Raw genomic sequence first — 22,556 nt, forward strand, 5'->3', positions numbered from 1 at the left:
ATTTTTCTTCACGCGACTGTGACTCTTGCACTATCCACGTGGACCGTGACGATGGACAGGATACAACAGCTGATAGCCTTTGTTTGTCGCACGTACCGTATAGCTGATCGTAACGTTCACCGTTTCGGAATGAGTCTTGTCGACCTTGGCCTCCACCTGCACATCCCGCACACGTGGTTCCCAGATCATGATCGCTTCTGCGATGTCCGACTGGAGCAAAGCTAGACTCGTTCCGTCCGTCCCATCAAACATGAAGCCTTGCAATCCGCTCCCGAATTTCGGTCGCATCACACGCTCTCCCTTTGCCGTGGAAAGAATGATGCGAATCGCTTCAGCGATGTCATCCTCGTAGTCGGACAAACGAATCCGGCCTGTAGCCTGATCCACCTGAATAGGGAACTTCCATCCTTTTTCACCGAATGGCTGCTGCATGGAATCCTCCCATGAATTAATTCAATTTGATCACCGAACCGTTGACGGCAACCATTCCGTCAGATTTGATGTTCAGGGACGCTCCTGCTTTAATCGACATGGCTCCCTGCGCCTCCAGATTCAGCTGGGTGGACTTGATTGTCAGCGATGTGTCTGACTGTATGGTCACTTGCCCTTTTGCATTCAACGTAATCGTACTTGAACCGCTCTTCACCGTAACCTCGTTGGTGCTGCCGCCTTTGATGGAGATTTGGTTGTTTCCACTGCTCTCCGTAAGCACAATACTCTCATCCTTGTCCGACAGCTCCACCTGTTGTCCTTTTTTCGTAGCAATCGTGATCTTCCCGTCATTCGGATCATCACCAAAAATCACTTCGTGGCCTGCACGGGTCGTGATTTTTCGGATATTGTTTTTCTCCGCCATTTCCGGGCCTTTGTTTTCCTGATTCCAGAGCATCCCGATCACAAATGGTTCGCGTACATCTCCCCAGTGAAATGCAACTAGCACCTCATCGCCTACCTCCGGAATGAATAAGCTGCCGCGATCTTTTCCTGCAAAAAGCGTGGCGATTCGCACCCAGTCCGTCTCCCGTTCATTATCAACCAGAGGCAGCTTCAGTTTTACTCGCGAGAGCTTTTCCGGGTCTTCGTTGTTCGTCACAATGCCGACAATGACACCGTGGATTTTCGCCCGTTCTTCTTCTGTGATTTCATCCTGGTAGAACCAATGATCAAAGCTCATATTGTATTTCCCTTCACATGAAACGTCGTGACGTAGCCAGATGCCACATCGATGGTGTGTGTGACGGATGTGATGTAATAAGGCTGACTCAGCTTTTTCCCTAGGCCCTCTAGCTTGATATAGCGGCCAGCCCGAATTTCTGGTAGACCCACTGCCTCACAGTTGCCGTCGAGAAGGTTCATGGCGAGTTGATTCAAGCGTGCTTTGGCAACCGCTTTTATCTCCTCAGGTGAGTCCAGTTTTTTCGTTGACTCGTATTTATCAAAATAATCACCGATTGCTTTCAACAGATCAGCACTTGTCTTCGAATTGGTCCCGAGCTTCCCGATATCTGTGCTCGTTGCTTTTGCTTCTTGGAGCACCGTTGATTTGTCCTTGTCTACCCATCGCACCGTGTATGAGGAAGCTTGGGAAGCGATGTTGACATCGACGGAAAAGCTGCGTAAGGAAACTCCCCAGATCAAGGTGAGGACCGGCGTCATGTTGCTCAGTGGCTTACGGAAATATAAATTCTTCCCGACGATAAAAAAATCGTAGTTACAAATTTTAGCGAGACGATTTAAAAATTGAAAGTCAGTCTCGGAGACCGTCTTTGTAATGGTCTCGATTGTCTGAACTGTATCATCCACATGCGTCGACAAGCCGTATTTTTGTCCCAACTCTTTCACGACATCGCTGTATTTCTTTTTATTCCAGGAGGTAGACTTGTTATCCACCATAAGCAGGAACGATTTGTCCATCCCTTTTACCGTAATGGTAGGCGTCTCCTCGCATGCAAACGAAACGGCTGTAATATGCCCGTAAAAGAGACTGGAAAGCTCAGTTCCGTAGCCCAACTGAATTTCGATTTCATTTCCAGGAACCAAATGATCATCTGCCCAGCGAAATTCCCACTTTGCCGTATCAAAAGCATTGGTTACCGAAAACGAAAACGTATCGGCTTTGCCGTCCAAGCTGGAGTTGATCGTTGCTTTGGTAATGGCGACACCTACCTGGCTGATCAGCTTTTTCCCTCCAACGAGTATTTCCAAGGCTGGGGAATGAAAGTTATTGTACGTTTGGCGCAGGTCATCAAAGGAATGGCGGTCTGTCGTCAATTTCAATTCGCTCATTCCTTCGTCACCTCACAAGTGGCACATGCAGGGTAGTAGCCGGTTTTAGAAGTCTGGGATTGTCGATCCGATTGGCGTTCGCAATGTTTCGCCATTTCGATGCATCACTGTACGAGCGATACGCCATCAAATACAGCTGGTCTCCTTGGTTGACCGTTTGTTGTGCGACTTTTTCTCTTGCGGCTCCGATATCGTCCGCGGACTTTTTCACACTCGTGCCTTTAAACGTGACGCCTAACGTGGCTCGTACTGGTGTCCCTTGATCGAGAAACATCGTAAACCGCTGCGAAACCTTTTCGACAACACCGGTGAATTGAAAGCTGTCCCAGACGAATTTGCATAGGGGTGGTGTACTGATTTTCTTTTCTACGGCCATCAGCCCCAGCACCTGATTCGTGAATGCACGCACATCCACTCCAGCCTCGTATGTATCAAAAAACAAGTCGACCGATAATGTCTCGATATCTCCGCTCGTGAACATCCCCACTGGTACCGATTGTCCCAATATCTTTTGCCACGAGTAGTTATTGGAAGCATCCACCTTGTATTCGGAAGGGTTAAAGAGAACGGAAATACTCTCCTTGAAGTCTCCTTGCCCGTTGCGATCCACTAAAATTTTGGCCTTTTTCTCCTGACCCATCATTGGCTTTTGCCTCTCTTTACCGAAGAAATAGTCGTCTGTGAATGCGGCAGTTCCTGCTTATAAACCTCGTCGCTGCCGCTCTTGAATGAGGCGCTTGTCCAGCTCCTTCATCATTTTATCCATCAATCGATCCACCTCTTGTGGGGATAACGACGCCTGATTGCCAGCCCTCTCTTGCACGTCTAGATCGACTTGTCGTTGGAGTGGAAGTGTTGTCGTCTGCTGCACTGCGGTTTCTTGAGGCGGAATGCTTTTTCTCAGAAACGCCATGGACGGCGGGGACTGAACGGTAGCAGCAGGGCTTGCATAGCTGTCTGCTGTGCGTAACGATTGTCGATGAGTATGGGTTGCGTTTTCGGACAAGGAGCGCTGCTCGGATTCTCCGGGCGCTCTTTGAGCTTGCTGCAAAGCTTGCAGGAGTGGTGGCTGCTTCTCCATCGCAAGCATTGGCTTTGGCAAAAATGCTAGGGATGTGTTTTCTTTCGCATGCTCCACTTTTTCCGCCGCCATTGGTGTTGTTGACGTCAGGTTGAATAGCCCTTGATTGACCGTCAGAATCTGCTCATGGTTCGTTTGTTGAAAACGGCTGTGGCGAGATAATGGCTCCAAGCTGTTGACGCGACCTTTTCGTGGTAGTCGCTCTGTTGCACGTCTGCTTCCACTCTCATGCATGAAACTGTCGGGCACCCCCACGCTTTGACCATGCACAAGGCTAGGGAGTCGTCCCCATTGTTTCTGAACAACCATTTGTGCATCGTGACGATTCAGAACAGTCACGAGTAAGTGATGGTTTTGGACATATGCTTCCGTTCGGAAATCAGTCTGGATAGCCTTTCTGATTTGCTCCATGACTTGAAGATAGAGACGAGCACGCAGGGCAATGGAGCTTGTCCACAAGCTGGCTGTCTGGCGCAAGAAACGGGAGTGGTAGCTTTCACGGGATGGACGGCTTTCTCGTAATGGATTGCTTTTGCCCTGGCGAGACCTTGGCTGATCATTCGATTGCTTTTCACTGCTCGGGGGAGCTTTCCCACTTGTGCTAATTTTGCCTACCTTTGCAAACTCGCTCATCGCAGCCAGCTTCGCGCTTTTTTGCAAGAGGATCGTGAGTCCTAGTTCTGCACTCCATCCAGCAGCGATCCGTTGCAATGAGTTCCTGTCAGAGACATCCTCTCTGATAGAAAACGACTTCGCAGACGTGTTGTACAATCGCTGATGTTCTGTTCTTTCAAGTCCAATCCACTCTGTGACACGAAGCATTGCAGAACCAAAGCCGTTCAACCTGAGGGAAACGGCATCCCGATCATGACGATGAGTATGCAAGAATGCTCGACTTGTACTCTGTTCATTTTTTAGGAAGAAGGTGTGCCGTATTGGTCTATGCTCATGCTCGTGTACCATCGAGATCGTCGCTTTTCGTCCCGGTAGGCTGAACTTTTCTTGATTCTTGAAGAAAGCAACATCTGCCCGCTTGTTTTTCCTACCCTGGAACGACAGTAGCTGACGTATCGTCTCGTATGGCAACTGATACACGTGTTTATTTCCCGGAAAATGAATAGGTGACTGAAAAAACGGTTGGGAGATGCCTTCAGGATACGGAGATTGATTCCCCAGCTCATACGGAAGGTACCTTGGCGCATGCGTTCTAGTTGCAAGGAATTCCCTTGCGCTGAGCTGTTTTGCCACTCTCTGTTGAAGATGCACCCACGCCATCACAGACTTCCTGTTCATCTCCTGATGGGTAGAACTGACGATTTGATTCTGGAGCGTTTGCCAGAGTTGGCGATTCACATGGAAGACAGGTACGAAGCGATTCCATGCAAATCGTGCAGCACTAGCTATACCAGCTGGCCCGCGCTCTATTTCGTTATGCGTTTCAAGATATTCCTTGATCCAAGGCTGGTTCAACCATCCTCGTTTTTCAAAGAAAACAGGAGCATTGGCGGACTGGAAGCTCTGTATCCAATAAGCAGCGATCGACTTCCTGACAATTGGCTGCGAGAGAAGCGGAGCTGTTTGGGAACTATCTGTGATACGCGTCATACGCAATGGGAACAGTAGCCCCTGCACGGGGTGTAAAACGCGTAACGACAAACCCGTCCACCACTCATGCTGTAGCACGTCGAGCTGCTGATACGATGCATGAGAGACAACCGGGATCACGCGCGTTTTGCCTGGATGAGTTTGCTCATGGCTTGATCGCAAGCGAATGGACTGCTCCCGGACAATCTCGTTCAACCTAGCTTCCTGAAATATCAGTTGTTGAAGGAACGCGTATGTCTGCTGATTCCTTGTTCCGATGGATTCGAAAGGAAGCAGCAGTTGTGACGGGTGAAATGTAATGCTACTCGGCTGCTCCTGCTCCACCCTAGATGCAAGCGCGGTTGCTTGTCGCTCTCGACTTATGACAAGGTGACGCAACCAATGCGCCAAGGCACTCGACTGTTCTTCCCGCCTGCTTTCTATCTGCTTCAACCTCTGTCGAGAAACAAGCACTGCTTGCCCATGTTCACTTTCTACCCTCGAAAACTGTTGAGCTAAATGGAACAGCTGTTTGAACCGTTCCCTTACAGCCTGCTGTTTGGTCCGACCAGCATCAGCTCGATGAAGTATGCTAGGCAATACGGACGAGAACATCTTCGAAAGCTCATTGCTCTGAAATATCTTCCGTTCCAATGGGGACAGCGTTTCTAGCATCCATGCGCTTTTCGCTTGCGGATGTTGACGGCTTTTCGGGAAAACAATCGGCTGTAAAACACGTAGACGTGGATGCACAGTCATCGTCCTTGGCAGCCATGTTGCTCTTCTACTTTTCTGCCAGTACAGACTCAGGTTTTCCCACCAGCGCACCCACAGCTCAGTCTGCCGGGAAGCTACGGACCAACGTGTACTTTCACTTTCATGAACGATTCGTCTAGTGATATCTTTGCCGTCAATTCCGGCTTTCTCTGTCCACACCACGCGATCCAAAAAAGAGCTCGCAGCCCGTCCTTCTGCTCGTTTTAGCAAAATAGGAAAAGACCACGTCCCAATCTCTGGTTCCCTTCCTCTACCGATCAACTGCAAAAAATTGCGAGCCCCAAACCGTTCGAATCGCCCTGTTTCAGAACGCGTTGCTCTGACACGTGAATGCGAGATCGCGTCTATTCTTGTCGCTGATTCGAGCCGTATCCGCTCACGTGCATTTTGCATGCCCTTGCGTCCACCAGGATCACCCATTCGCGCCATGTGTACCAAAAATTCCGGTGAACCATAGGAAGTCTCAGGCGTCCTGAATCTTTCCCGTACGGTTTCTTTGCTGTCTGAAACGATTGCTTTCCAAAGAGGCGAGGTAATATCGACCGGGTCTATCTGCTCTTTGAATCGACCTAGCGGCAGCCATTTTTCAAGTGAGCTTGCTCGCTGAACTGAAGACTGAACATAACTGGGCCAGCGATATCTATCTCTCCCATTTGAGACAACCGTGATCCGAGGCAGGTAAACCTTCTCGATTAATTTGGATGACTCCCACTTCCGAAAAAGCTCATGTATCAAAGTAGCTGGTTGTACTTTTCGTCCTGATCCCGATGCTTGCGTTATCACCGCACGCTCTTTTGGCCATGGGAAACCAGCCTGTCCGTTCGGCAACATTTCTCGATTCAATCCGAGGTAGGATTCCACTTGTACTTGCATGCGTACATGAATGAAGGTTTGATGAAAGTGGTTTTCCTGCCCTCCGATACTCGGCGAAAAATCACGATGGATCAAAGCGAGGTAGCCGGGATCGCGCCCTTCCTCGTGCCGATACTTCTGCATGATGCTTTGTGCAAAGCCTTGGCTGGACGCCCTTGGCTGCAGTGATGGACCACGCGAAGGTGGGAGCGCCTTGATCGTTATCATCGTTTCTTTTGCTCCTTGCAGACGGGATAAGGCTTAAAAATACGCTTTTAAGCCGTGGTGCACGATTTCCAATGTCTCGATGGCCACTTCTCCATGCGTGGCCCGGAACTCCGGTCCAACCCACTTGACCGGATAAGCCCCTTCAAATGCCCAAGCCCCCACGTCATTTCCGTTTGGGTCCATCAGAATGATCGCTCCCTGCTTGCGCTTGCGCTTTTCTGGCGGGCCAAAGTGGAAGTCCTCATACCATCTCCACAGCTCGTTTGATCTCACAAACCCTCGTTTGAAGACGAGATTGGGAAACTTGCTGCGTTTCGGCAGCTTGTGGACGAAATGATTCACGCCGCCCTCTTGGTACTCCTCCAGCTCTGTTTCTACGGCCAATCCGGACACTTCACTAAATCCAGCGACCCAGATGCCATCCATCTCCAATCCAAACGGAAGAAAGTCCACACGAAATCGGAGGTTGGTGTAATATGGATTCTCATTGGCTAACACCAGAATCACCTCCGCTTGAACACATCAAAAACGTTTTCGGGTTCGTCATTTTGCTTGCGGTTAATCGCGGATATCTCTTCACACCAGCGCCGCCGTTCCTTGTGTTCCATCGACATGATCTCGTCATGTGGCCAGTGAAAATAGTAGGCGATGAAGGCGGCTTCTTCATAAATCTTGTCGATGGGATACCCACTCATACTCCCTCCAGCGCCCCTGAAAAAGCCATGTCTACCTGGAATTCATGCTCGCATTTCGGGCAAGATGTCTTGAACATCGAGCTGTCCAACTCATTAATCTGTCTGTACAGGTTTTGCAGGTACGCGAGATCAGCGGTAAACAGCCTTTCCACCACTCTTGTGTCAATTCCCCGTACATCTCCCAGCTTGGTAATCACTCTCGTCAGCAAAATAATCGTCAAGTAACCGGGATTTTGCTGGACACGTGGATCACGCATCGGCAAAATTTCGTCGGCAGCCGTCGCCAAGCGCATGACACCTCGTTTGTGCAGGTTTCCTTCTTCATCAACATAGCCGCGCGGGAGCTCGAATTCGTATTCCGTTTTAAATGCCATGGTATCATCCTCCTCATCACCCTAGGCCAGCAAGAATGACAAAGAAAAGTCATTTCCTTGCCACTCTTTGGCGTCGGGATCTTCTATTATTTCGTGCGTGTCATTCCTTCGTGGGCGATTTCCAGCTGCTCAATCGCTACCTCTGAGGACGTACCGTTAAAATCAGGCGCCGTGTATTTGGTCGGCCATGCTTCAATGACCTTCCATGTAGCGACATCATCCCCAGCTTCATTGATGGCGATGATCGTTACCGTTTTGCGTGCGACCTTGCCCTGGATGGTGTCCTGCATCCAGTTGTACAAATCCATCGAATCCGTCACGCCCCATTTCAGCGTGATATTCCCGTACTTCGCCAAGCCCGGGAGCTTGCGCGGAGTAATTACCTCATTGCCTTCGCGATACTCGACTACGTCCACAGACGCATCAAAACCCGAAACCTCACTGAAGCCAGCCTGCTGAATCCCATCCATCTCTACCCGATACCGAAACTTGCGGTATGGATCCTTGCGCTCTGCCATACTGTACCCCTTTCCTCACACCGTTTTCCGTCGTGAATTATTGCTGATCAGATGTTTTTTGCGTAATACGGAAGATGACGAACTCTGCTGGTTTGACAGGTGCTATACCAATCACGCAGATCAATCTGCCATTGTCGATATCATCCTGTGTCATCGTGCTTCTGCCGATTTGAATGTAAAAGGCTTCCTGCGGGCTTGAGCCCATCAACGCGCCATCTCGCCAAACACGCGTCAGGAAAGAATCAATCGTGCGTTGGACGCGGGCCCACAGCCTCTCGTCATTCGGCTCAAATACCACCCAGTTTGTCCCGTTTTTGATCGATTGTTCGAGGAAAATGAACAGGCGGCGTACGTTTATGTACTTCCATAGCCCATTCGATGACATCGTCCGCGCACCCCAGACGCGAATTCCTTGACCTGTAAACGCGCGAATCAGGTTGACTCCCTTCGGATTCAAAATATCCTGTTCGCCCGTATTGTACTGGCAATCCAGTCCTGTGCAGCCGCGCACAACCTCGTTTGCCGGAGCCTTATGCACGCCTCGGGTATTGTCCGAGCGTGCGTAAATACCAGCCATGGAGCCTGATGGCGGAATGTAGATGTTGCGCTTGTCTAGCGGATCAAACACTTGCAGCCAAGGATTGTAGATGGCCGCGTATTGCGTATCGAAAATATTGCGATGCGTCAACACATCGCTTACTTTTTTCTTGTCACGTGGGATATCGAGGATGGCGAAGCGGCTTTTCAAGTTTTCACAATGAGCCACAAGCGCGAGCTGCACATTTGGGTCTGTCACGCCAGGAATGGCCATAATACTCACTTCGTCATTATCGATGAAGGCTTGGATTCCCGTACGTTTCCCCGGTCCGTGATCCTCCCCCATGTATTCGCCCGCTGACAGATTGGCGACAGAACCGTCGCTACCTCCTGCCAAAGAGATTTGATACAGACCGAATTCCGTCTTTCCGCCCTCGGATTGAGTTTCTTCTGCCATCCCTGAAATGACGGTAAAAGGAGGAATGACTTCAGGGCTTGCTGGAGCAGCACCCGCTTCGACCTCAACGATATTGCTCTTGGACAGCAGCTTGCTTACATGATTGGCAGCAGAGACATTGAGCGAGCATTTGTCGAACTCTTCAGCCTCATCGTTGTAGAAGACTTGCACCGTGAATTCGCATGTGGACAAAATTTTGACTGGCAGCAAATTGTTATCGACGACGTCTCCTGTGAGCACAGCTGACAGCTCGATCACATTGTCTTGGGACGAAACCACTTCCCTGTACTGTTTGGTTTCACCGTCATAGAAAGAGACGACATCACCTGGTTGAAAGCCTGCACTATTTTTCACACGGTACTTGGGAGCCTCTCCTAGCTGCTCGTAAATCTGCGTTTTTGCCTTGCTCGACGGAATCAAATTTACGCGGATCTGATTTCCCCATGCCCCTGGGTTTTTAGCAGCAATCCGAAGGACAGCTCCTTCGCTGTTGCCTTCATTGGAAGCTGGCTTCGCATCTGCTGGCGCTACTCGCATCACATAGCAACGGGAGCCTCCATTCAGAAAGAAGTGATCCACCGCATAGGCGAGATAGCGGTATTCGCCAAACGCGTTCTCAGACAAATAGGAACCGAACAACTTGCGGAAATCATTGACACCTGTAATCAGCTCAGGCAATCCCGCAACGGGTCCTTTTTGGGCCAACCCGATAAAGCCGGCCGTGCTCGTACTCGCTCCCTCCATGGGAACGGGGCCACTATCAAACTCCTCGACATACACCCCTGGTGATAAGTACTCTGGCATCGTATCCTGATTGGAGAGTTCCGCATGTATTAGCAGCAGAAACCTGCAATCAGTCCCTCCCTCCGATTAATTTCATCACTTGCTTTACCACTTACGAAAAAAGCCGTTTTGATACATGAATCTTGCTCTATAATCAGGCAGCAGGGTGTCATGGACCGACGCCAAACAACTGCCGGATCACCCTATTTGGATCTGTTCATTTGGATGATACCTATGGATTTGGTCGTACCGGCTTGAATGGAAAGCTCGGCAAAACCAGCGGCTTCTTCCCGCCGCACTTCAATATTCATACGAGCATGAGTTTTTTCCAGAAACAACGGAAGGGCAACTACGAATTCTCCTCTGTCGTCGCAATGCGTTTCGAGCAGGGGGAGTAAGACAGTGCCTCTTGGGTAGGCAAAAGCAAGAGGTTCGGTCAAGGGATAAACCCGACCTTTTGGGGGACTTGCAAAACGAATGATCGTCCCTTTGCATGTGGGTGTTTCGAGAAGAAAAGCGTCAGCCAAATCGACTTGACCTTTTTTACTGGCTACGATTAGCTCCGTGGCCTCTTTGTCAGCGTCCTCGGCCAATCTCACCGGGGCATCTCGCTCATACGAGATGACAGCCTGCACATAGGCTCCGCCAGCTGGGGAACCATCCTCCACGCAAGCTCTCCCTCGAACAAGGGAGTCTCCTGCCTGGAATGGATAGGCTGGACTCGGTTGCAAGTAAATGATGGACTCCGTGTAAGAAGTACTCCCAGTGATCACGGAGAAGGACGTGGAGTGATCCATATACTCCCGGCTGCTTATGGAGAGCGTGTAAATCCCATCAGGCAAGTCCGTAAAGATATACCATCCGTCCCCTTTACATACGGGCACTTGTAGATGATTCGCCAAGCGAACAGACAAGCTCGAGCGAAAAGGGGCTCCTCTTGTATACATGTCCACCAGACGGACGGCATACGAGAAGACGGAACGAATGCGCACCTGGAAATGCTGATCCATTAACCATGACCTTCCCCTCGTATCCGAATATCCCGTTCCAGTACGCGCTTCGTTGAACGAACTCGGGTTGAATCGATATGAACCGGCCCTACCGAGTAGCCGATGGATAGCTTGTACGGAACATGTGGAAATAGTTGGATGAGTTTATCAACGGGAGGCTGCTCCACGACGACACGAAGCTCTGTATCCATGTTTGCGAGGGAGCCTTGAAGCTGATCGCCACGCAAAATGGCGTTGTCGTAGAGAACCTGCATGGCACGCCCGAGGATGCGATGCTCGTCCAGCATGCGGGTATGCTGTTCTGCTGGGGAATGGGCGGTCAATATGTAGGATAGATTGACCGTCATTGGGGGATATCGCAACTGATCAGTACCTTCACTGATCATCATGTGCTGCCTCTCCTGACTTTCCCGGATTTCGTATAAAAACAAGGCTAGCGCCAAATCTCCTGGCTGAGCAGGCGAGCTTAGGCCGATCAACTCCGGCTGGCTAATCGGCTCCGGCGTCATCTCTTTGCGCAAAAGAGCGAGCAGCGTCTCTCCTACTTCAGCAATGGCGGTGTACTGGCTGATACCCGTTCACCTCGACATTATTTGACAGAATATACTTATCATAACATTGAAATTAATGGTTTTGCATGAATTTTTATCTAATTTTGTAAAATCATGCACCCTTCCGATACGTACTACCTGATGGCATACTCCCCCAAATCCTCTTTCAATAGCAGCTTACCCGTCTTTTTTAACTCCTGCTTGGCAGCCGCAATCAAATGACTCATGGAAACGGGCGTGCCTTCCGATGCAGCCAAGAAAGAGGCAGCGAGAACCACATTTTTGATCCCGCCCCCAGCAATGTGTAGCTTGGACGCGAGAAACTCAAAATCGATGTCAGCAGCTCGCGGCGTATCGGCCGGGAACATGCTGCGCCATATTTCTTCGCGATAGAACGGTTCGGGAAAAGGAAACTTCACCACGTAGTTGATTCTGCGCATGAAGGCCTCGTCAAAATTTTGCAGGAGATTCGTCGCCAAAATGGAGACCCCCTCGTACTCCTCCATCTTTTGCAGCAAGTAGGCCGTTTCCACATTCGCGTATTTGTCATGCGAATCTTTCACCTCTGAGCGCTTGCCAAAAAGGGCATCGGCTTCATCAAAGAAGAGGATGGCATTGCCGATTCTCGCTTCTGAGAAAATGTGGTGGAGGTTTTTTTCCGTCTCCCCAATGTACTTGCTGATCACCTGCGACAGGTCAATTTTAAAAAGCTCCAGACCTAGTTCATTTGCCACGACTTCCGCCGACATCGTCTTGCCCGTACCCGGAGGACCTGCAAACAACATGCTGACGCCCTTGCCATAAGAGAGCTTTCGCCCAAAGCCCCACTCCCCCAAAACAACATTTCGATAGGTCACCTGATTGCAGGCGTTTCGCAACAAAGTCAGTTGCTCCTCAGGCAAAATCAGATCTTCCCAGCTGTATTTGGGTCTCAATCGAGAAGCGTGCTTTTCTAGCGCATGTCTCATTTGCAGGAAACAAGCGTCATGCAGGTGCATTTTCGTAATGATCCTTTCTTTCGTCTGCATCGCCATCTCATTTGCTCTGTGAAGCGCCTGATTGATTTGCCCCGCATTCAGCTTGAATTTCCCTGCGAAAACGCCTATGTCAATCTCTTGAGAAAAGCTCATGCCTGCACAGCCCGTTTCCCATAATCGCCTCCTTTCCGTTTCATCTGGACTAGGTACCTCCATTTCCAGCCAAATCCGCTTCCCCAGAGCGTTTTGCGGCTTCCATTGACTTTTCGCCACAATGGCAGTGGGTACTGAAAAGCTTTCGAGTTCATCCATCAACAGCTGCTTGCGCCCAGCTGTTTGTACCTCTTCTGTCAGAAAAACCTCGAACTGATGCAAGCACAGTACCCCCCGCCGCAGCTGCACCTCCCGCAATACCTGCTGTAATCTTCGTGCAAAAGCTTCCTCCCGGATCAAGCGCTCTGCATCGACGAACAGCACCGGCCGCCTGACGCGATGAAACAAATGCTTAACGCGATGCCTTTTACCAACGCCAGTCGGACCATGCAAGTGCAGGAGAAGTCGCTCTGAATCTGCTCCTGCTGTTTCCCACAATGTTTCAAAGCGCTCCTGCAAATGAATCGCGCTCTCCCCTACATATGGTTCCAACTCTTGATCTGGCAAGCTCCAGGATAGCCAAGGCGGCAGACTGGCATCACCTCCATCCCTTGTCGTCAAAAAGTGCAGCATGCGTTCATCCAGCTTTAACGGCCGAGAGAGCCAAGAGCCGCTTCCACCCATGTCCGCCTCGGTAAAAAGCAGCAATCGGCCCAGCTTGCTTTTTTGCGTAAACGCTGTCCAGGCCTCTATTCTCTCAGCAGCTGTCTGGCAAAATAGCTGCATCGCCAATTCGGGAGTAGGTGACTTGCACGTAATATCATCAAGGAGGTAGCCAAACAGCTTTTCGTACTTCCGATCCAGCTCGACTGCCAGGCAAAGAAATAAACACCCCAGCTCGAAGCGATTGAGCGAAAAAGCCTCTGCCACTGCCAGAATCGGTACGCTACCTGCTTCTTGCATGTGCAGGGCATCCAGTCGTTCCTCGCATGCTGCCACCCGCTCTGTGAAAGCTTCCCATAGCTGCGTTGCTGGCGGGGCTGCCTCGAGCAATTGCACGACTTCTTCCTCTGTGACAATCACCCCCCTCATTTGATCAAGCGGATAATCATCCCCCTGCTGTGCTCGCACTGCCAGCAAGCGCATCAGATGAACATCCAGCCATCGAAGCATTTCTTCGTAATAGTTCCACTGGTTGTGATTCGATTCGGGACTAGTCATTTCGCTTTTTCACCGCTCCTACGATATTTTCAATTCGCCAGACCAATCTCGTTCGGCCCCTTTTTGGGCGTATTCGTCGCATAAGTAGAAATACTGTCGCGCCGCCTGATCCCAGCGGTTTTGCTTGATGACGGACAGAAAAGCGGAGCGTGCATCGTGAAACCTCCCATTTTGATACATCACAATCGCTTGCTCAAACAATTCCTTCGTCTCCTCCTTGTGTGCACGAATCTGGTCAGTGTCCCCTTCGTAGACGTCATACAAATGCATCGGCTGAGCCTCTCCCTCTATATGCACCCAGCCTAAATCACGATATCGGTACGGCGTGCTCTCTCCCATTTTGGCAAACAGCGAATCGGACATCAGGATGCAGGCTCCGAGCGTTTCTGCCATCTTTTCCATTTTCTCCACCACGCGGACGTGATCCGATATGATCGCAGCCTCCAGACGCGTCGACTCGCCAATAATTCCGAGCATCAGTGGACCGTGATGCAGCGCAACCCGCAATTCAATCGGATCGTACCCTTTTTCCGCCCGTTGCTCGTTATAGTCCGCTAACGTACGGCGCATTTGTACAGCCGCATCCAGCGCGTCTTTCGCTTCTTTTGGATAAACAGCAAGCACGCCGGGATCGAGATATTCGGTAATCATTCCTTGATTCTCGTTCACAATCGGAGCAAAGCGCTTGAGAAACGCATTGATGACGCGGAAGGTCGTCTCTGGTCGCAGACGATGAGAGATGGCATGAAACGATTGCAGACTCATGCGCATAATCGCCATTTCCCGCTCCACCTGATCACCCAGCTCCACGTCGAGTATGCTTTCCTTCCCGAGAAAATGGATAAACTGCTGCGGCACAAAGCGATTGTTCGCCTCGCTCATCCTCGTGATATTCGAGATGTACTGACGAATGCGCTTTGCCATTTGGTTGAAGCTTTCTGCCAGCTTTTGAATTTCATCCATGGAGCGAACCCTCACCACCACACTGTAGTCGCCTTTTCCCATATCGGAGACGTTCGTTTGCAGATTGCGAATGTTTCGGTATGTCAGCCACGAGAAAAGGAAAAATAGACTCGCACAAATCGACCAGACCAGCGCAGCGCCTTTTCCGAGCTCACGGGACATGTCGGTGTGCTGCATACGGACTCCGTTCATTTCTCTGCCCAGCTCCAACACACCGGATAGCTTACCGGAGGAGTTGTATATCGGGGCCATCGCGTACATCCAGTAGCCTGTCCGATCCTGTGCTTTACCGGAAACGATCTCCCTTTTCATGACCACACTGCGGAACTCGTCATCAATGGGCACATTCTCAAACACTTCTGCGCTGTCATTGTCATCCATCATGAGAAACAATTCGCCATCTTTGTATTTATAAATCGTTTTGTACAGCCCCCTGTTCACATTCACATCATCTGGGACCTCCAGTTTTTTCAGGTCGGCCTGTACTGCTTGATAATCCGCATTCATGTAATCAATGGCTCCGTTGATTCCATCCAGCTTGTCCCCTTCGATCAGGGTAGAAATAACATAGGCTTGGAGGCGAAGATCGGTTTGATTTTCCTGCTCCATAAAAGAAAAGGTCAGCTTCGTTCCCTCCAGTTGAAGGAATACGGGGACAACAACTAGTGGAGCTATCACGATCGTTTGCTTGATAATCAACGGAATCCGGAAGAGGCGAAACAACAGAAACTGAATGACACAAAACAGAAGAATTTCCACTCCCAATCCTGTCCACCAGGTCCATTCCTTCAAGCGGTCTTTTTCGGATACTGACGGGGAAGTGAGCTTGGTCATCATATTTCCTTGTTGATCCAAGAAGGCGAGCTGACTATCTGTGGCCACTACGAACTCATACTTGGGGGTTACAGCAAACGCCGTTAGTGCACTGCTATCGCTCGACTTGATCTGCTCGAATGTTTTGGAAGGCACCATCAAGGCGATTTCATCTGGATGTGCGGGATCGAAGCGTTCCATGACATTTTGATCGGAATTGTAGAAAAGGAGACGACCTGCTGGCCCCACTTTTACATGATTGGGGACGGTATGATTCTTTTCGGACCGTTCGGAGTGAATGTAGAGCGGACCCTTCACTTGAGCTTCCCTGCTCCCAAGGGGAACGTCGACCTGGAAAACCTCTCCGCGCTTGGTAGTGACATAGGTAAGTTGCGGGTCTACTCCTGTGATTTCATTGACGTATACTTCATTAGGCAATTGGATTTGATAGAGTTGTGTGGGGGGTGAGTCAGAGGGTACAAATTGATAGGCAATCACTTCAGGGTGTTGATAAACATAAAAGGAAAGACGATCTTTCGCGACTTGCAGGGAGCGTACCTTGCCAATGCGCTTGTACGAGCTGTTCGCTCCGTATGAATCTTCATACACGACTTGTACGATTTCTCCATCTGGCGACATTCGCACGATTCTCTCGGATACGGTTCGCAAACCAAAGCTATCGAGCTTTGTAATCAGCACGTACGCATAGCCTTCTTCGTCGATGGCTACCTCTGTGAAATTTTCCAAGCCTTCTTCTGGATTTTGCTCCAGTACTTGTTGGTACCTTAGCGACCGATCAGGGGACAGGCTAATTAGCTTTTGATGTCCATCCGTTATGAGGATGACATCCTTTTGACTATTGACCGCGATGCTGTCGATCCCTCGAAACGGTACGCCCTGCTTCCCGCTTCTATCCACGTTCCAAACGAGCAGCAAGCCGATCCCAACAAACACAATCAGCAGTCCGGACAACCAGGAATACTTCTTGTTATTTACCATCGTTTGCGGTTCTCCCATCTCTCGAAAACATATTTTCGAAAATGATACCAAGCAACATTATACTAAAAATTACAAATTTCGCTATACATCTTCTCTATTTGACATTTATACTACTATACAGATTGATTTTCAATATCTTACCAGATGACTTATGCAAAGGAGTTGGCTTTATGGGACAACTCGTCTGCGGAGGAGCCATGCTACAGTGCAGCTTCGGGGCAGCTCCCAGCTCACTCATGGTGCTCCCAGTGAACCGCGTCACAACCAGTATGCCGATCGCAAACATCATGGACAATAAACCGATGGTAAACGTCCTTCCATTCGGGATGTGCAATACGATGTCCAACCCTCAGGTCGCAGCAGCTACAGCGGCGAAGCTGGGTGTTTTCACTCCGGTCCCCTGCGTTCCTGTCACCGCCGCTCCTTGGGTTCCTGGCTCCCCTACTGTTCTCGTCGCCAACATGCCTGCCCTCAATCAAACCTCCAAGCTCATGTGTAGCTGGGGTGGCGTCATCCAGATCACGAACCCCGGTCAAGCGACGATTCAGGTTCCCTGACAGATAGGGAGGAAACGTTATGGACAAACAACTCCAAAAGCTAACGGAACAAACGATTGTCGACCCGCTCATCAATCCGCTCAAAAAATGGGTGCAGGATTGGATAAAAAAAGGAGCCGCTCTCCCCAAGCAAGCCCTCGATTGGATCAAGAACGGCATTGCCGGACTGTTCGCCAAAAAAGAAACTTCACTCAACGATTACGTGCATATCGGCCGTTTTTACATCGCCAAACGCTTTCTCATTTTGACAGGACTATTCCTCCTTGTCCTAGTCTACTTCCTGTTCATCAATCCTCCCGATGCGCTTAACCGCTATTTGCAGCGTCCCATCGTCATTCATCTAAAAACTCCAAATCAACAGATTTCCGACACGGGTCTGGCGATTATCTACAACCCGGAGGGCACGATGATTTATCATGGCCAGCTCGTAGATGGTCTGTATGACGGAAAAGGCGAGCTCTATGACGACAATGGGAAGCTCCTTTACAATGGCGAGTTCAAAAGTGGCACTCCACAAGGCTTAGGCAAAGGATACCGGAAAGGCGTTCTCGTCTATCAAGGTGGGTTTGAAAATGGCGTTTACGCTGGTCAGGGAGCGTTGTACAACGACAACCAGCAAGTCGTTTTTCAGGGAGAATTCAAAAATGGGAAGCTCGATGGAGCCGGTCAGGAATTGTACACAAACGGCGCAATCAAATACGAGGGCGCTTTTAAAAATGGCGTGTACAACGGAGCTGGCAGGCTTTTTACGAAGGATGGAAAGCTGCTCTACGGCGGACTGTTTGACAATGGCTTCTACGGCGGTGAAGGTACCGATTACTACGAAAACGGGCTCGTGCAGTACAAAGGGCAATTTGTGGACGGCAGATACAATGGAACCGGTAGTTTTTTTGATCGGGATGGCAAGCTCGTGTATGAAGGTCATTTTCGAAATGGGCACTTCAATGGAGCCGGTACCAAACTCTCCACCAGTGGTAGCATCGTCTATCAAGGTGATTTTTTACTGGGTGTGTATCACGGGCAGGGCGAGCTTCGTGATGCAAGTGGCGTAACGCTGTATAAAGGCGGCTTTGCCGAAGGGCATTATCACGGAACGGGAGAGCTTCGTTCTGCCGAAGACGCTCTGTTGTATCAAGGGCAATTTCGCGCAGGTTCCTACGATGGCATCGGGGTGCTCTACGACAAGGAAGGCCTGCCGTTGTACAAGGGGTACTTCCGTGAAGGACGTATTTATTTACCTGGATTCATCGGCATCTCCAGGAGCAAGCTGGAAGAGATTATGGGCAAGCCCGACGATGACGCGCCAAAACAAGCCGAGGGAGCTGTCACTCCTTCTGCCGATCAAAAAGTACCCGAAGCTCCACCAGCAAACGAGGCCATCTTATCGTCTCAAAAGCTTACCTACCGTGACATGAGCATGGCTTTTACACTTGAACCAGCACCAGGACACCCTAGCAAGCAGATTGTCACTGCCGTCCACGTATATCACCCACAGATCATCTCTATCGTCAAAGAAGATCGGAACGAGCTCGACAGCAAATCTGCCATTTTGCCCAAGACGTCCACCACGTATTCTAACCGTTCTGGAGCTATCACGAGCTATTTGGTCGACCCGTATTTGTATCTCTATTTCTATCAAGCACAGCAAAAGGAACCCATTCAATTGGACGTGACAAAAGCAGAGGGGGTGTAATCATGCGACGCTATGAATCTAGCAAGCCTTCTATGGATGCGACTCATGAAAAAACGAAAGCACCTGCTTCCAGGTCCATGCTCCAACCGAGCCAGGTCCAAAGAAAGGCAAGTCACTCTTCCCACATCCTTTCTCTGCAAAAGACTCTTGGCAATCAGGCTGTGCAGCGCATGTTATCGAGGACTCCCTTGCAAAAATCGGAGAATCTCTCTTCCGGTAGCGGTCGCTCACTCCCCGATTCCGTCCAAGCAAAAATGGAGAAGGCTTTTCGCACTGATTTTTCAGATGTACAGATTCATCCAGAATCGTCTGTCGCCTCCCAAATCGGGGCTGTTGCCTTTGCCCAAGGGAATGACATTCACTTTGCTCCCGGCACTTATCAGCCCGAGACGCGAAGTGGTCAGCAACTGCTCGGTCATGAGCTGACACATGTGGTTCAGCAACGACAAGGACGGGTAAAAGCGAACGTTCCGGATGCCAGCCTGCCGATCAATGACGATCCTGCTCTCGAAGCGGAAGCTGATCGCTACGGATCTGTTGCGGCTTCTGGTACCAAGCTGGACAGCACGGACCATAACACAACAAGTTCTGTATCATCCCCAATCATACAAGGAACGTGGGATGAAGCCTTGTTAGATGCACGCAGAATGTGGAATAAGCATGTGGCGAAAACCAATGATTTGCATGAAGGAACAATCAATGAACTTTTTGACGAGACAAACTACTTGTCTTACTTTAACAAAGTGAAATACAGCTACAGTCTGCACTCCAAAATTTCGGATATTTTCTCGGTTACAGGTGGGAACTATACAGAACTAGAAGAAGCACAGCGTCTTTTCGGACAGGAGATCACGCCATATTTCGGTCAAGATAAGGACAACGATCCTGACATCGATTACAACTATTTGGAGAAGCAGGAAAACGCCAACGATGAGAGTGTCCACATAATGGACGAAGACGAGGATCATTCCAACGTTTTAGAAGTAAATAAACGCGTTGCGATGGAGATCAAAACGATCAGCTCCCATGATGATTTACAAATTAACGCCCGCATTCACGAAGCGATCGGCCAATTGGACAAACGGCGCGACACTGGTAATTATGATGAATACGTCATCGTCATTCAAAAGTATCATTCGGAAAATCCTTGGCCTTACACAAAAACGGAAAACAATGCGGCTGCCGAACTAGGCGATCTCAAGCAAAGAGTTATTAATAGACTGAGGAGCATGACCAATCTGCCCACCTATAATATCAAGGTCATTTTCCGCGGGATCACCAAAGGAACGCCCACAGGCGGAACAGGTGGCGTAAATCCCGCATTCCTTATCCCGGAACACATCCGCTATTCGAATATGCAATCGTATTCGTTGGAGTGTTACTACTGGGGTGAAGTCGGTGCAGGGTGGCTGGTAGATGATCCTGTTCGCGAATAACATGACGAAACGGCAGCCATCACGCTGAATGGATGGCTGCCGTTTCTCTTTCGACATGATTAGTACAATCGTTTCGTATAGCTGTCTTGCAAGCCCTCCGCCACTTCTTTTGCCGTCACACCCGGAAGCTTCACATGGTCCGCCAGCATTTGTGCGACATTAGGAGTCGTCCCCTCTGCCGGCCATGACTCCGGCTTCCATAGACCAGAGCGCATAAATGCCTTCGCACAGTGCACAAAGCACTCCTCTACCTTCACACCGATCCCAAGCGTAGGCACCTTCCCGTTTACCGCCATCTTCGCCAGTATTTCTTCATCGCGAATAATGCAAGCCTTGCCGTTCACGCGGAACGTCTCTTCCAGCGTAGGAATCAAAAAGATAAGCCCAATATGCGGGTTGACCAAAATGTTCGTGATAGTATCCATCCGCTTGTTTCCTGGGCGCTCAGGGATGACGAGATGATGATCATCGATGACATGCACAAAACCAGGCGCATCTCCGCGTGGCGAAGCATCGCAATGGCCATCTTTGTCTGCTGTGGCAATGATGAGAAATGGCGCTTGGGCAATATAGTTGCGGCTATGGTCATCCAACTGGGTTATCGCCTTGTTCTGTACGAGACGACTTGGTTCTCCAACCATTTCGCGCAGTTGCTGTTCTGACGTGACCACATCACGGAAAATTCCGAATCCTGACATGACTAACCCCTCTTTCCTCTGCTTGTTCAAACCTGCCACCATCATACCACTTTTCTTGCTCATGGCAGAAGCAGGAAGTCCGGAGAGGGTCATATTACGCCAGTCTGCCCCCAGCAACGACAATCGCTCCGTTTTTGATTACTGTGTTTACGTGGTTGATTCCGTAACGATATTGCAAGGTCATGAAATCAGGGACGTCAAAAATCGTGACATCTGCTTTTTTCCCTACCTCAAGGCTGCCGACTTCATGCGCGCAGCGGATTGCGTGAGCAGCATTGATAGTAGCTGCCGTCAGCACCTCGGCTGGCGTCATCCCCATTTTCAGGCAACCCAGATTCATGATGAGTGGGAGCGAAACGGTTGGAGACGAGCCCGGATTGCAATCCGTCGAAATCGCGACAGCCACCCCACGATCAATCATTTTCCTGCCATTTGCTGACTCTGCCATCAGGAAAAATGCCGTACCGGGCAGTAACACAGCGATGACACCCGCTTCTGCCATCTGTTTAATCCCCTTGTCAGAGGCGCGCAGCAAATGATCCGCTGATACCGCGCCAACAGAAGCTGCCAGCTCTGCCCCTTCATACGGTTCGATTTCGTCCGCATGAATCTTCGGCAGCAACCCATGACGGACTCCTGCTTCGAGAATGCGTCGGGACTGCTCAGGGGTGAACACACCTCTTTCGCAAAACACATCGTTAAAAACAGCCAGCTTGCGACGAGCAACCTCTGGGATCATTTCCTCGATGACCACATCTACAAATGCATCCGGATTTTCCTTGTATTCGCGCGGCACCGCATGTGCACCCATGAAGGTACTGACGATGTCCATGGGATGTTCCTCGTGCAACTGCTTGGCGACCTCCAGCTGCTTCAGCTCATCTTCCAATGTCAGGCCGTAGCCGCTTTTCGCCTCAACAGTTGTAACCCCATGCAACAGAAATTGGTCAAGACGCTGCTTACTCTGAGCAAACAGCTCTTCGTGGGTAGCTGCGCGCGTCGCTGCGGTTGTCGAGTGAATTCCCCCGCCATTGTTCATAATCTCCATATACGTCGCACCGTTTAGCCGCATATTAAACTCGTTTTGCCGACTGCCCGCGTGCACCAGATGTGTATGCGGATCGATCAGCCCTGGTGTGACCAGCTTACCCGAAGCATCGATGATTTGCGCCTCATGCGCACGGTCTCGATAGTAAAGCGCCAGCTCCTCATCTGTTCCCACACGCTGGATAACGCCGTCTTCCAGCCAGATGCTTCCGTCCTCGATGATCGACAGCTCATTCATTTGCGCTCCTACTACCGGGGAAGAGGAGCTGCCAGCCAGAGTAGCAAGCTGACTGGCGTGGCGAATCCATACAGGTTTAGTCATGGCT

Annotated in this window: 19 protein-coding genes; 3 read left to right on the forward strand and 16 right to left on the reverse strand. The window is 50.2% G+C overall.

What is annotated here, in order from left to right; translation table 11 throughout:
* Positions 1-30: 30 nt before the first annotated feature.
* The 14 genes from HPY28_RS20010 to HPY28_RS20075 all read right to left on the reverse strand — a co-directional run bounded on the left by HPY28_RS20010 (position 31) and on the right by HPY28_RS20075 (position 16,799).
* Complete coding sequence (locus HPY28_RS20010; RefSeq protein WP_174231251.1) at positions 31-432, reverse strand: GPW/gp25 family protein; 402 nt, start codon at positions 430-432, stop codon at positions 31-33.
* A gap of 16 nt (positions 433-448) precedes the next feature.
* Positions 449-1,174, reverse strand: a complete 726-nt coding sequence (locus HPY28_RS20015; RefSeq protein WP_017250495.1) for a phage baseplate assembly protein V — start codon at positions 1,172-1,174, stop codon at positions 449-451.
* Positions 1,171-2,286: a phage late control D family protein gene (locus HPY28_RS20020; RefSeq protein WP_106836075.1), complete on the reverse strand. Its 1,116-nt coding sequence runs from the start codon at positions 2,284-2,286 to the stop codon at positions 1,171-1,173. Before HPY28_RS20020 ends, HPY28_RS20015 begins: the two co-directional genes overlap by 4 nt.
* 7 nt (positions 2,287-2,293) lie before the next feature.
* The gene (locus tag HPY28_RS20025) at positions 2,294-2,929 is read right to left on the reverse strand and encodes a CIS tube protein (RefSeq protein ID WP_069847664.1); all 636 of its coding nucleotides are present in this window, start codon (positions 2,927-2,929) and stop codon (positions 2,294-2,296) included.
* A 57-nt stretch (positions 2,930-2,986) separates the two neighbouring features.
* Entirely contained in the window at positions 2,987-6,808 is a 3,822-nt protein-coding gene (locus HPY28_RS20030) for a hypothetical protein (RefSeq protein ID WP_174231252.1), read from the reverse strand.
* Between the two features lie 33 nt (positions 6,809-6,841).
* Positions 6,842-7,306, reverse strand: coding sequence for a phage tail protein (locus tag HPY28_RS20035; protein ID WP_017250499.1), 465 nt, complete (start codon positions 7,304-7,306; stop codon positions 6,842-6,844).
* Between the two features lie 5 nt (positions 7,307-7,311).
* Positions 7,312-7,503: a DUF6760 family protein gene (locus HPY28_RS20040; RefSeq protein WP_017250500.1), complete on the reverse strand. Its 192-nt coding sequence runs from the start codon at positions 7,501-7,503 to the stop codon at positions 7,312-7,314.
* Complete coding sequence (locus HPY28_RS20045; protein WP_007721338.1) at positions 7,500-7,877, reverse strand: hypothetical protein; 378 nt, start codon at positions 7,875-7,877, stop codon at positions 7,500-7,502. The genes HPY28_RS20040 and HPY28_RS20045 overlap by 4 nt, the downstream gene beginning before the upstream one ends.
* A gap of 86 nt (positions 7,878-7,963) precedes the next feature.
* Positions 7,964-8,395, reverse strand: a complete 432-nt coding sequence (locus HPY28_RS20050) for a phage tail protein (protein WP_174231253.1) — start codon at positions 8,393-8,395, stop codon at positions 7,964-7,966.
* Between the two features lie 37 nt (positions 8,396-8,432).
* Positions 8,433-10,193, reverse strand: a complete 1,761-nt coding sequence (locus HPY28_RS20055) for a phage tail sheath subtilisin-like domain-containing protein (RefSeq protein ID WP_173623698.1) — start codon at positions 10,191-10,193, stop codon at positions 8,433-8,435.
* 182 nt (positions 10,194-10,375) lie between these two features.
* The gene (locus HPY28_RS20060) at positions 10,376-11,182 is read right to left on the reverse strand and encodes a hypothetical protein (RefSeq protein WP_174231254.1); all 807 of its coding nucleotides are present in this window, start codon (positions 11,180-11,182) and stop codon (positions 10,376-10,378) included.
* Complete coding sequence (locus HPY28_RS20065) at positions 11,182-11,754, reverse strand: Pvc16 family protein (protein ID WP_047071825.1); 573 nt, start codon at positions 11,752-11,754, stop codon at positions 11,182-11,184. Before HPY28_RS20065 ends, HPY28_RS20060 begins: the two co-directional genes overlap by 1 nt.
* Before the next feature lie 113 nt (positions 11,755-11,867).
* On the reverse strand, positions 11,868-14,024 hold the full coding sequence (locus HPY28_RS20070) for an AAA family ATPase (protein WP_174231255.1): 2,157 nt from the start codon (positions 14,022-14,024) through the stop codon (positions 11,868-11,870).
* An 18-nt stretch (positions 14,025-14,042) separates the two neighbouring features.
* Positions 14,043-16,799: an adenylate/guanylate cyclase domain-containing protein gene (locus HPY28_RS20075; RefSeq protein WP_174231256.1), complete on the reverse strand. Its 2,757-nt coding sequence runs from the start codon at positions 16,797-16,799 to the stop codon at positions 14,043-14,045.
* 170 nt (positions 16,800-16,969) lie between these two features.
* Here HPY28_RS20075 and HPY28_RS20080 point away from each other — a divergent pair, with 170 nt between their 5' ends.
* From HPY28_RS20080 to HPY28_RS20090, 3 genes are read left to right on the forward strand one after another with little or no spacing between them, the layout of a single operon-like run.
* On the forward strand, positions 16,970-17,356 hold the full coding sequence (locus HPY28_RS20080; RefSeq protein ID WP_007721356.1) for a DUF4280 domain-containing protein: 387 nt from the start codon (positions 16,970-16,972) through the stop codon (positions 17,354-17,356).
* 19 nt (positions 17,357-17,375) lie between these two features.
* Positions 17,376-19,049 carry an MORN repeat-containing protein gene (locus HPY28_RS20085; protein WP_173623702.1) on the forward strand — a complete coding sequence of 558 codons (1,674 nt, stop codon included), beginning with the start codon at positions 17,376-17,378 and terminating at the stop codon, positions 19,047-19,049.
* A 2-nt stretch (positions 19,050-19,051) separates the two neighbouring features.
* Positions 19,052-20,485, forward strand: coding sequence for an eCIS core domain-containing protein (locus HPY28_RS20090; protein ID WP_174225926.1), 1,434 nt, complete (start codon positions 19,052-19,054; stop codon positions 20,483-20,485).
* A gap of 59 nt (positions 20,486-20,544) precedes the next feature.
* On the opposite strand, the gene HPY28_RS20095 is transcribed toward HPY28_RS20090, so the two are convergent.
* Positions 20,545-21,183: a pyridoxamine 5'-phosphate oxidase family protein gene (locus HPY28_RS20095; RefSeq protein WP_026043241.1), complete on the reverse strand. Its 639-nt coding sequence runs from the start codon at positions 21,181-21,183 to the stop codon at positions 20,545-20,547.
* Between the two features lie 94 nt (positions 21,184-21,277).
* Positions 21,278-22,552: an imidazolonepropionase gene (gene hutI / locus HPY28_RS20100; protein ID WP_174231257.1), complete on the reverse strand. Its 1,275-nt coding sequence runs from the start codon at positions 22,550-22,552 to the stop codon at positions 21,278-21,280.
* Positions 22,553-22,556 lie beyond the last annotated feature (4 nt).

Source organism: Brevibacillus sp. HB1.2, assembly GCF_013332495.1.
In the GTDB taxonomy this organism is placed as follows: domain Bacteria; phylum Bacillota; class Bacilli; order Brevibacillales; family Brevibacillaceae; genus Brevibacillus; species Brevibacillus porteri.

Bases quoted from the DNA above. Each gene is read 5' to 3' on its own strand.
- HPY28_RS20010 (WP_174231251.1), bottom strand. From the start codon at position 432: ATGCAGCAGCCATTCGGTGAAAAAGGATGGAAGTTCCCTATTCAGGTG.
- HPY28_RS20015 (WP_017250495.1), bottom strand. From the start codon at position 1,174: ATGAGCTTTGATCATTGGTTCTACCAGGATGAAATCACAGAAGAAGAA.
- HPY28_RS20020 (WP_106836075.1), bottom strand. From the start codon at position 2,286: ATGAGCGAATTGAAATTGACGACAGACCGCCATTCCTTTGATGACCTG.
- HPY28_RS20025 (WP_069847664.1), bottom strand. From the start codon at position 2,929: ATGATGGGTCAGGAGAAAAAGGCCAAAATTTTAGTGGATCGCAACGGG.
- HPY28_RS20030 (WP_174231252.1), bottom strand. From the start codon at position 6,808: ATGATAACGATCAAGGCGCTCCCACCTTCGCGTGGTCCATCACTGCAG.
- HPY28_RS20040 (WP_017250500.1), bottom strand. From the start codon at position 7,503: ATGAGTGGGTATCCCATCGACAAGATTTATGAAGAAGCCGCCTTCATC.
- HPY28_RS20045 (WP_007721338.1), bottom strand. From the start codon at position 7,877: ATGGCATTTAAAACGGAATACGAATTCGAGCTCCCGCGCGGCTATGTT.
- HPY28_RS20050 (WP_174231253.1), bottom strand. From the start codon at position 8,395: ATGGCAGAGCGCAAGGATCCATACCGCAAGTTTCGGTATCGGGTAGAG.
- HPY28_RS20055 (WP_173623698.1), bottom strand. From the start codon at position 10,193: ATGCCAGAGTACTTATCACCAGGGGTGTATGTCGAGGAGTTTGATAGT.
- HPY28_RS20060 (WP_174231254.1), bottom strand. From the start codon at position 11,182: ATGGATCAGCATTTCCAGGTGCGCATTCGTTCCGTCTTCTCGTATGCC.
- HPY28_RS20070 (WP_174231255.1), bottom strand. From the start codon at position 14,024: ATGACTAGTCCCGAATCGAATCACAACCAGTGGAACTATTACGAAGAA.
- HPY28_RS20075 (WP_174231256.1), bottom strand. From the start codon at position 16,799: ATGGTAAATAACAAGAAGTATTCCTGGTTGTCCGGACTGCTGATTGTG.
- HPY28_RS20080 (WP_007721356.1), top strand. From the start codon at position 16,970: ATGGGACAACTCGTCTGCGGAGGAGCCATGCTACAGTGCAGCTTCGGG.
- HPY28_RS20085 (WP_173623702.1), top strand. From the start codon at position 17,376: ATGGACAAACAACTCCAAAAGCTAACGGAACAAACGATTGTCGACCCG.
- HPY28_RS20090 (WP_174225926.1), top strand. From the start codon at position 19,052: ATGCGACGCTATGAATCTAGCAAGCCTTCTATGGATGCGACTCATGAA.
- HPY28_RS20095 (WP_026043241.1), bottom strand. From the start codon at position 21,183: ATGTCAGGATTCGGAATTTTCCGTGATGTGGTCACGTCAGAACAGCAA.
- hutI (WP_174231257.1), bottom strand. From the start codon at position 22,552: ATGACTAAACCTGTATGGATTCGCCACGCCAGTCAGCTTGCTACTCTG.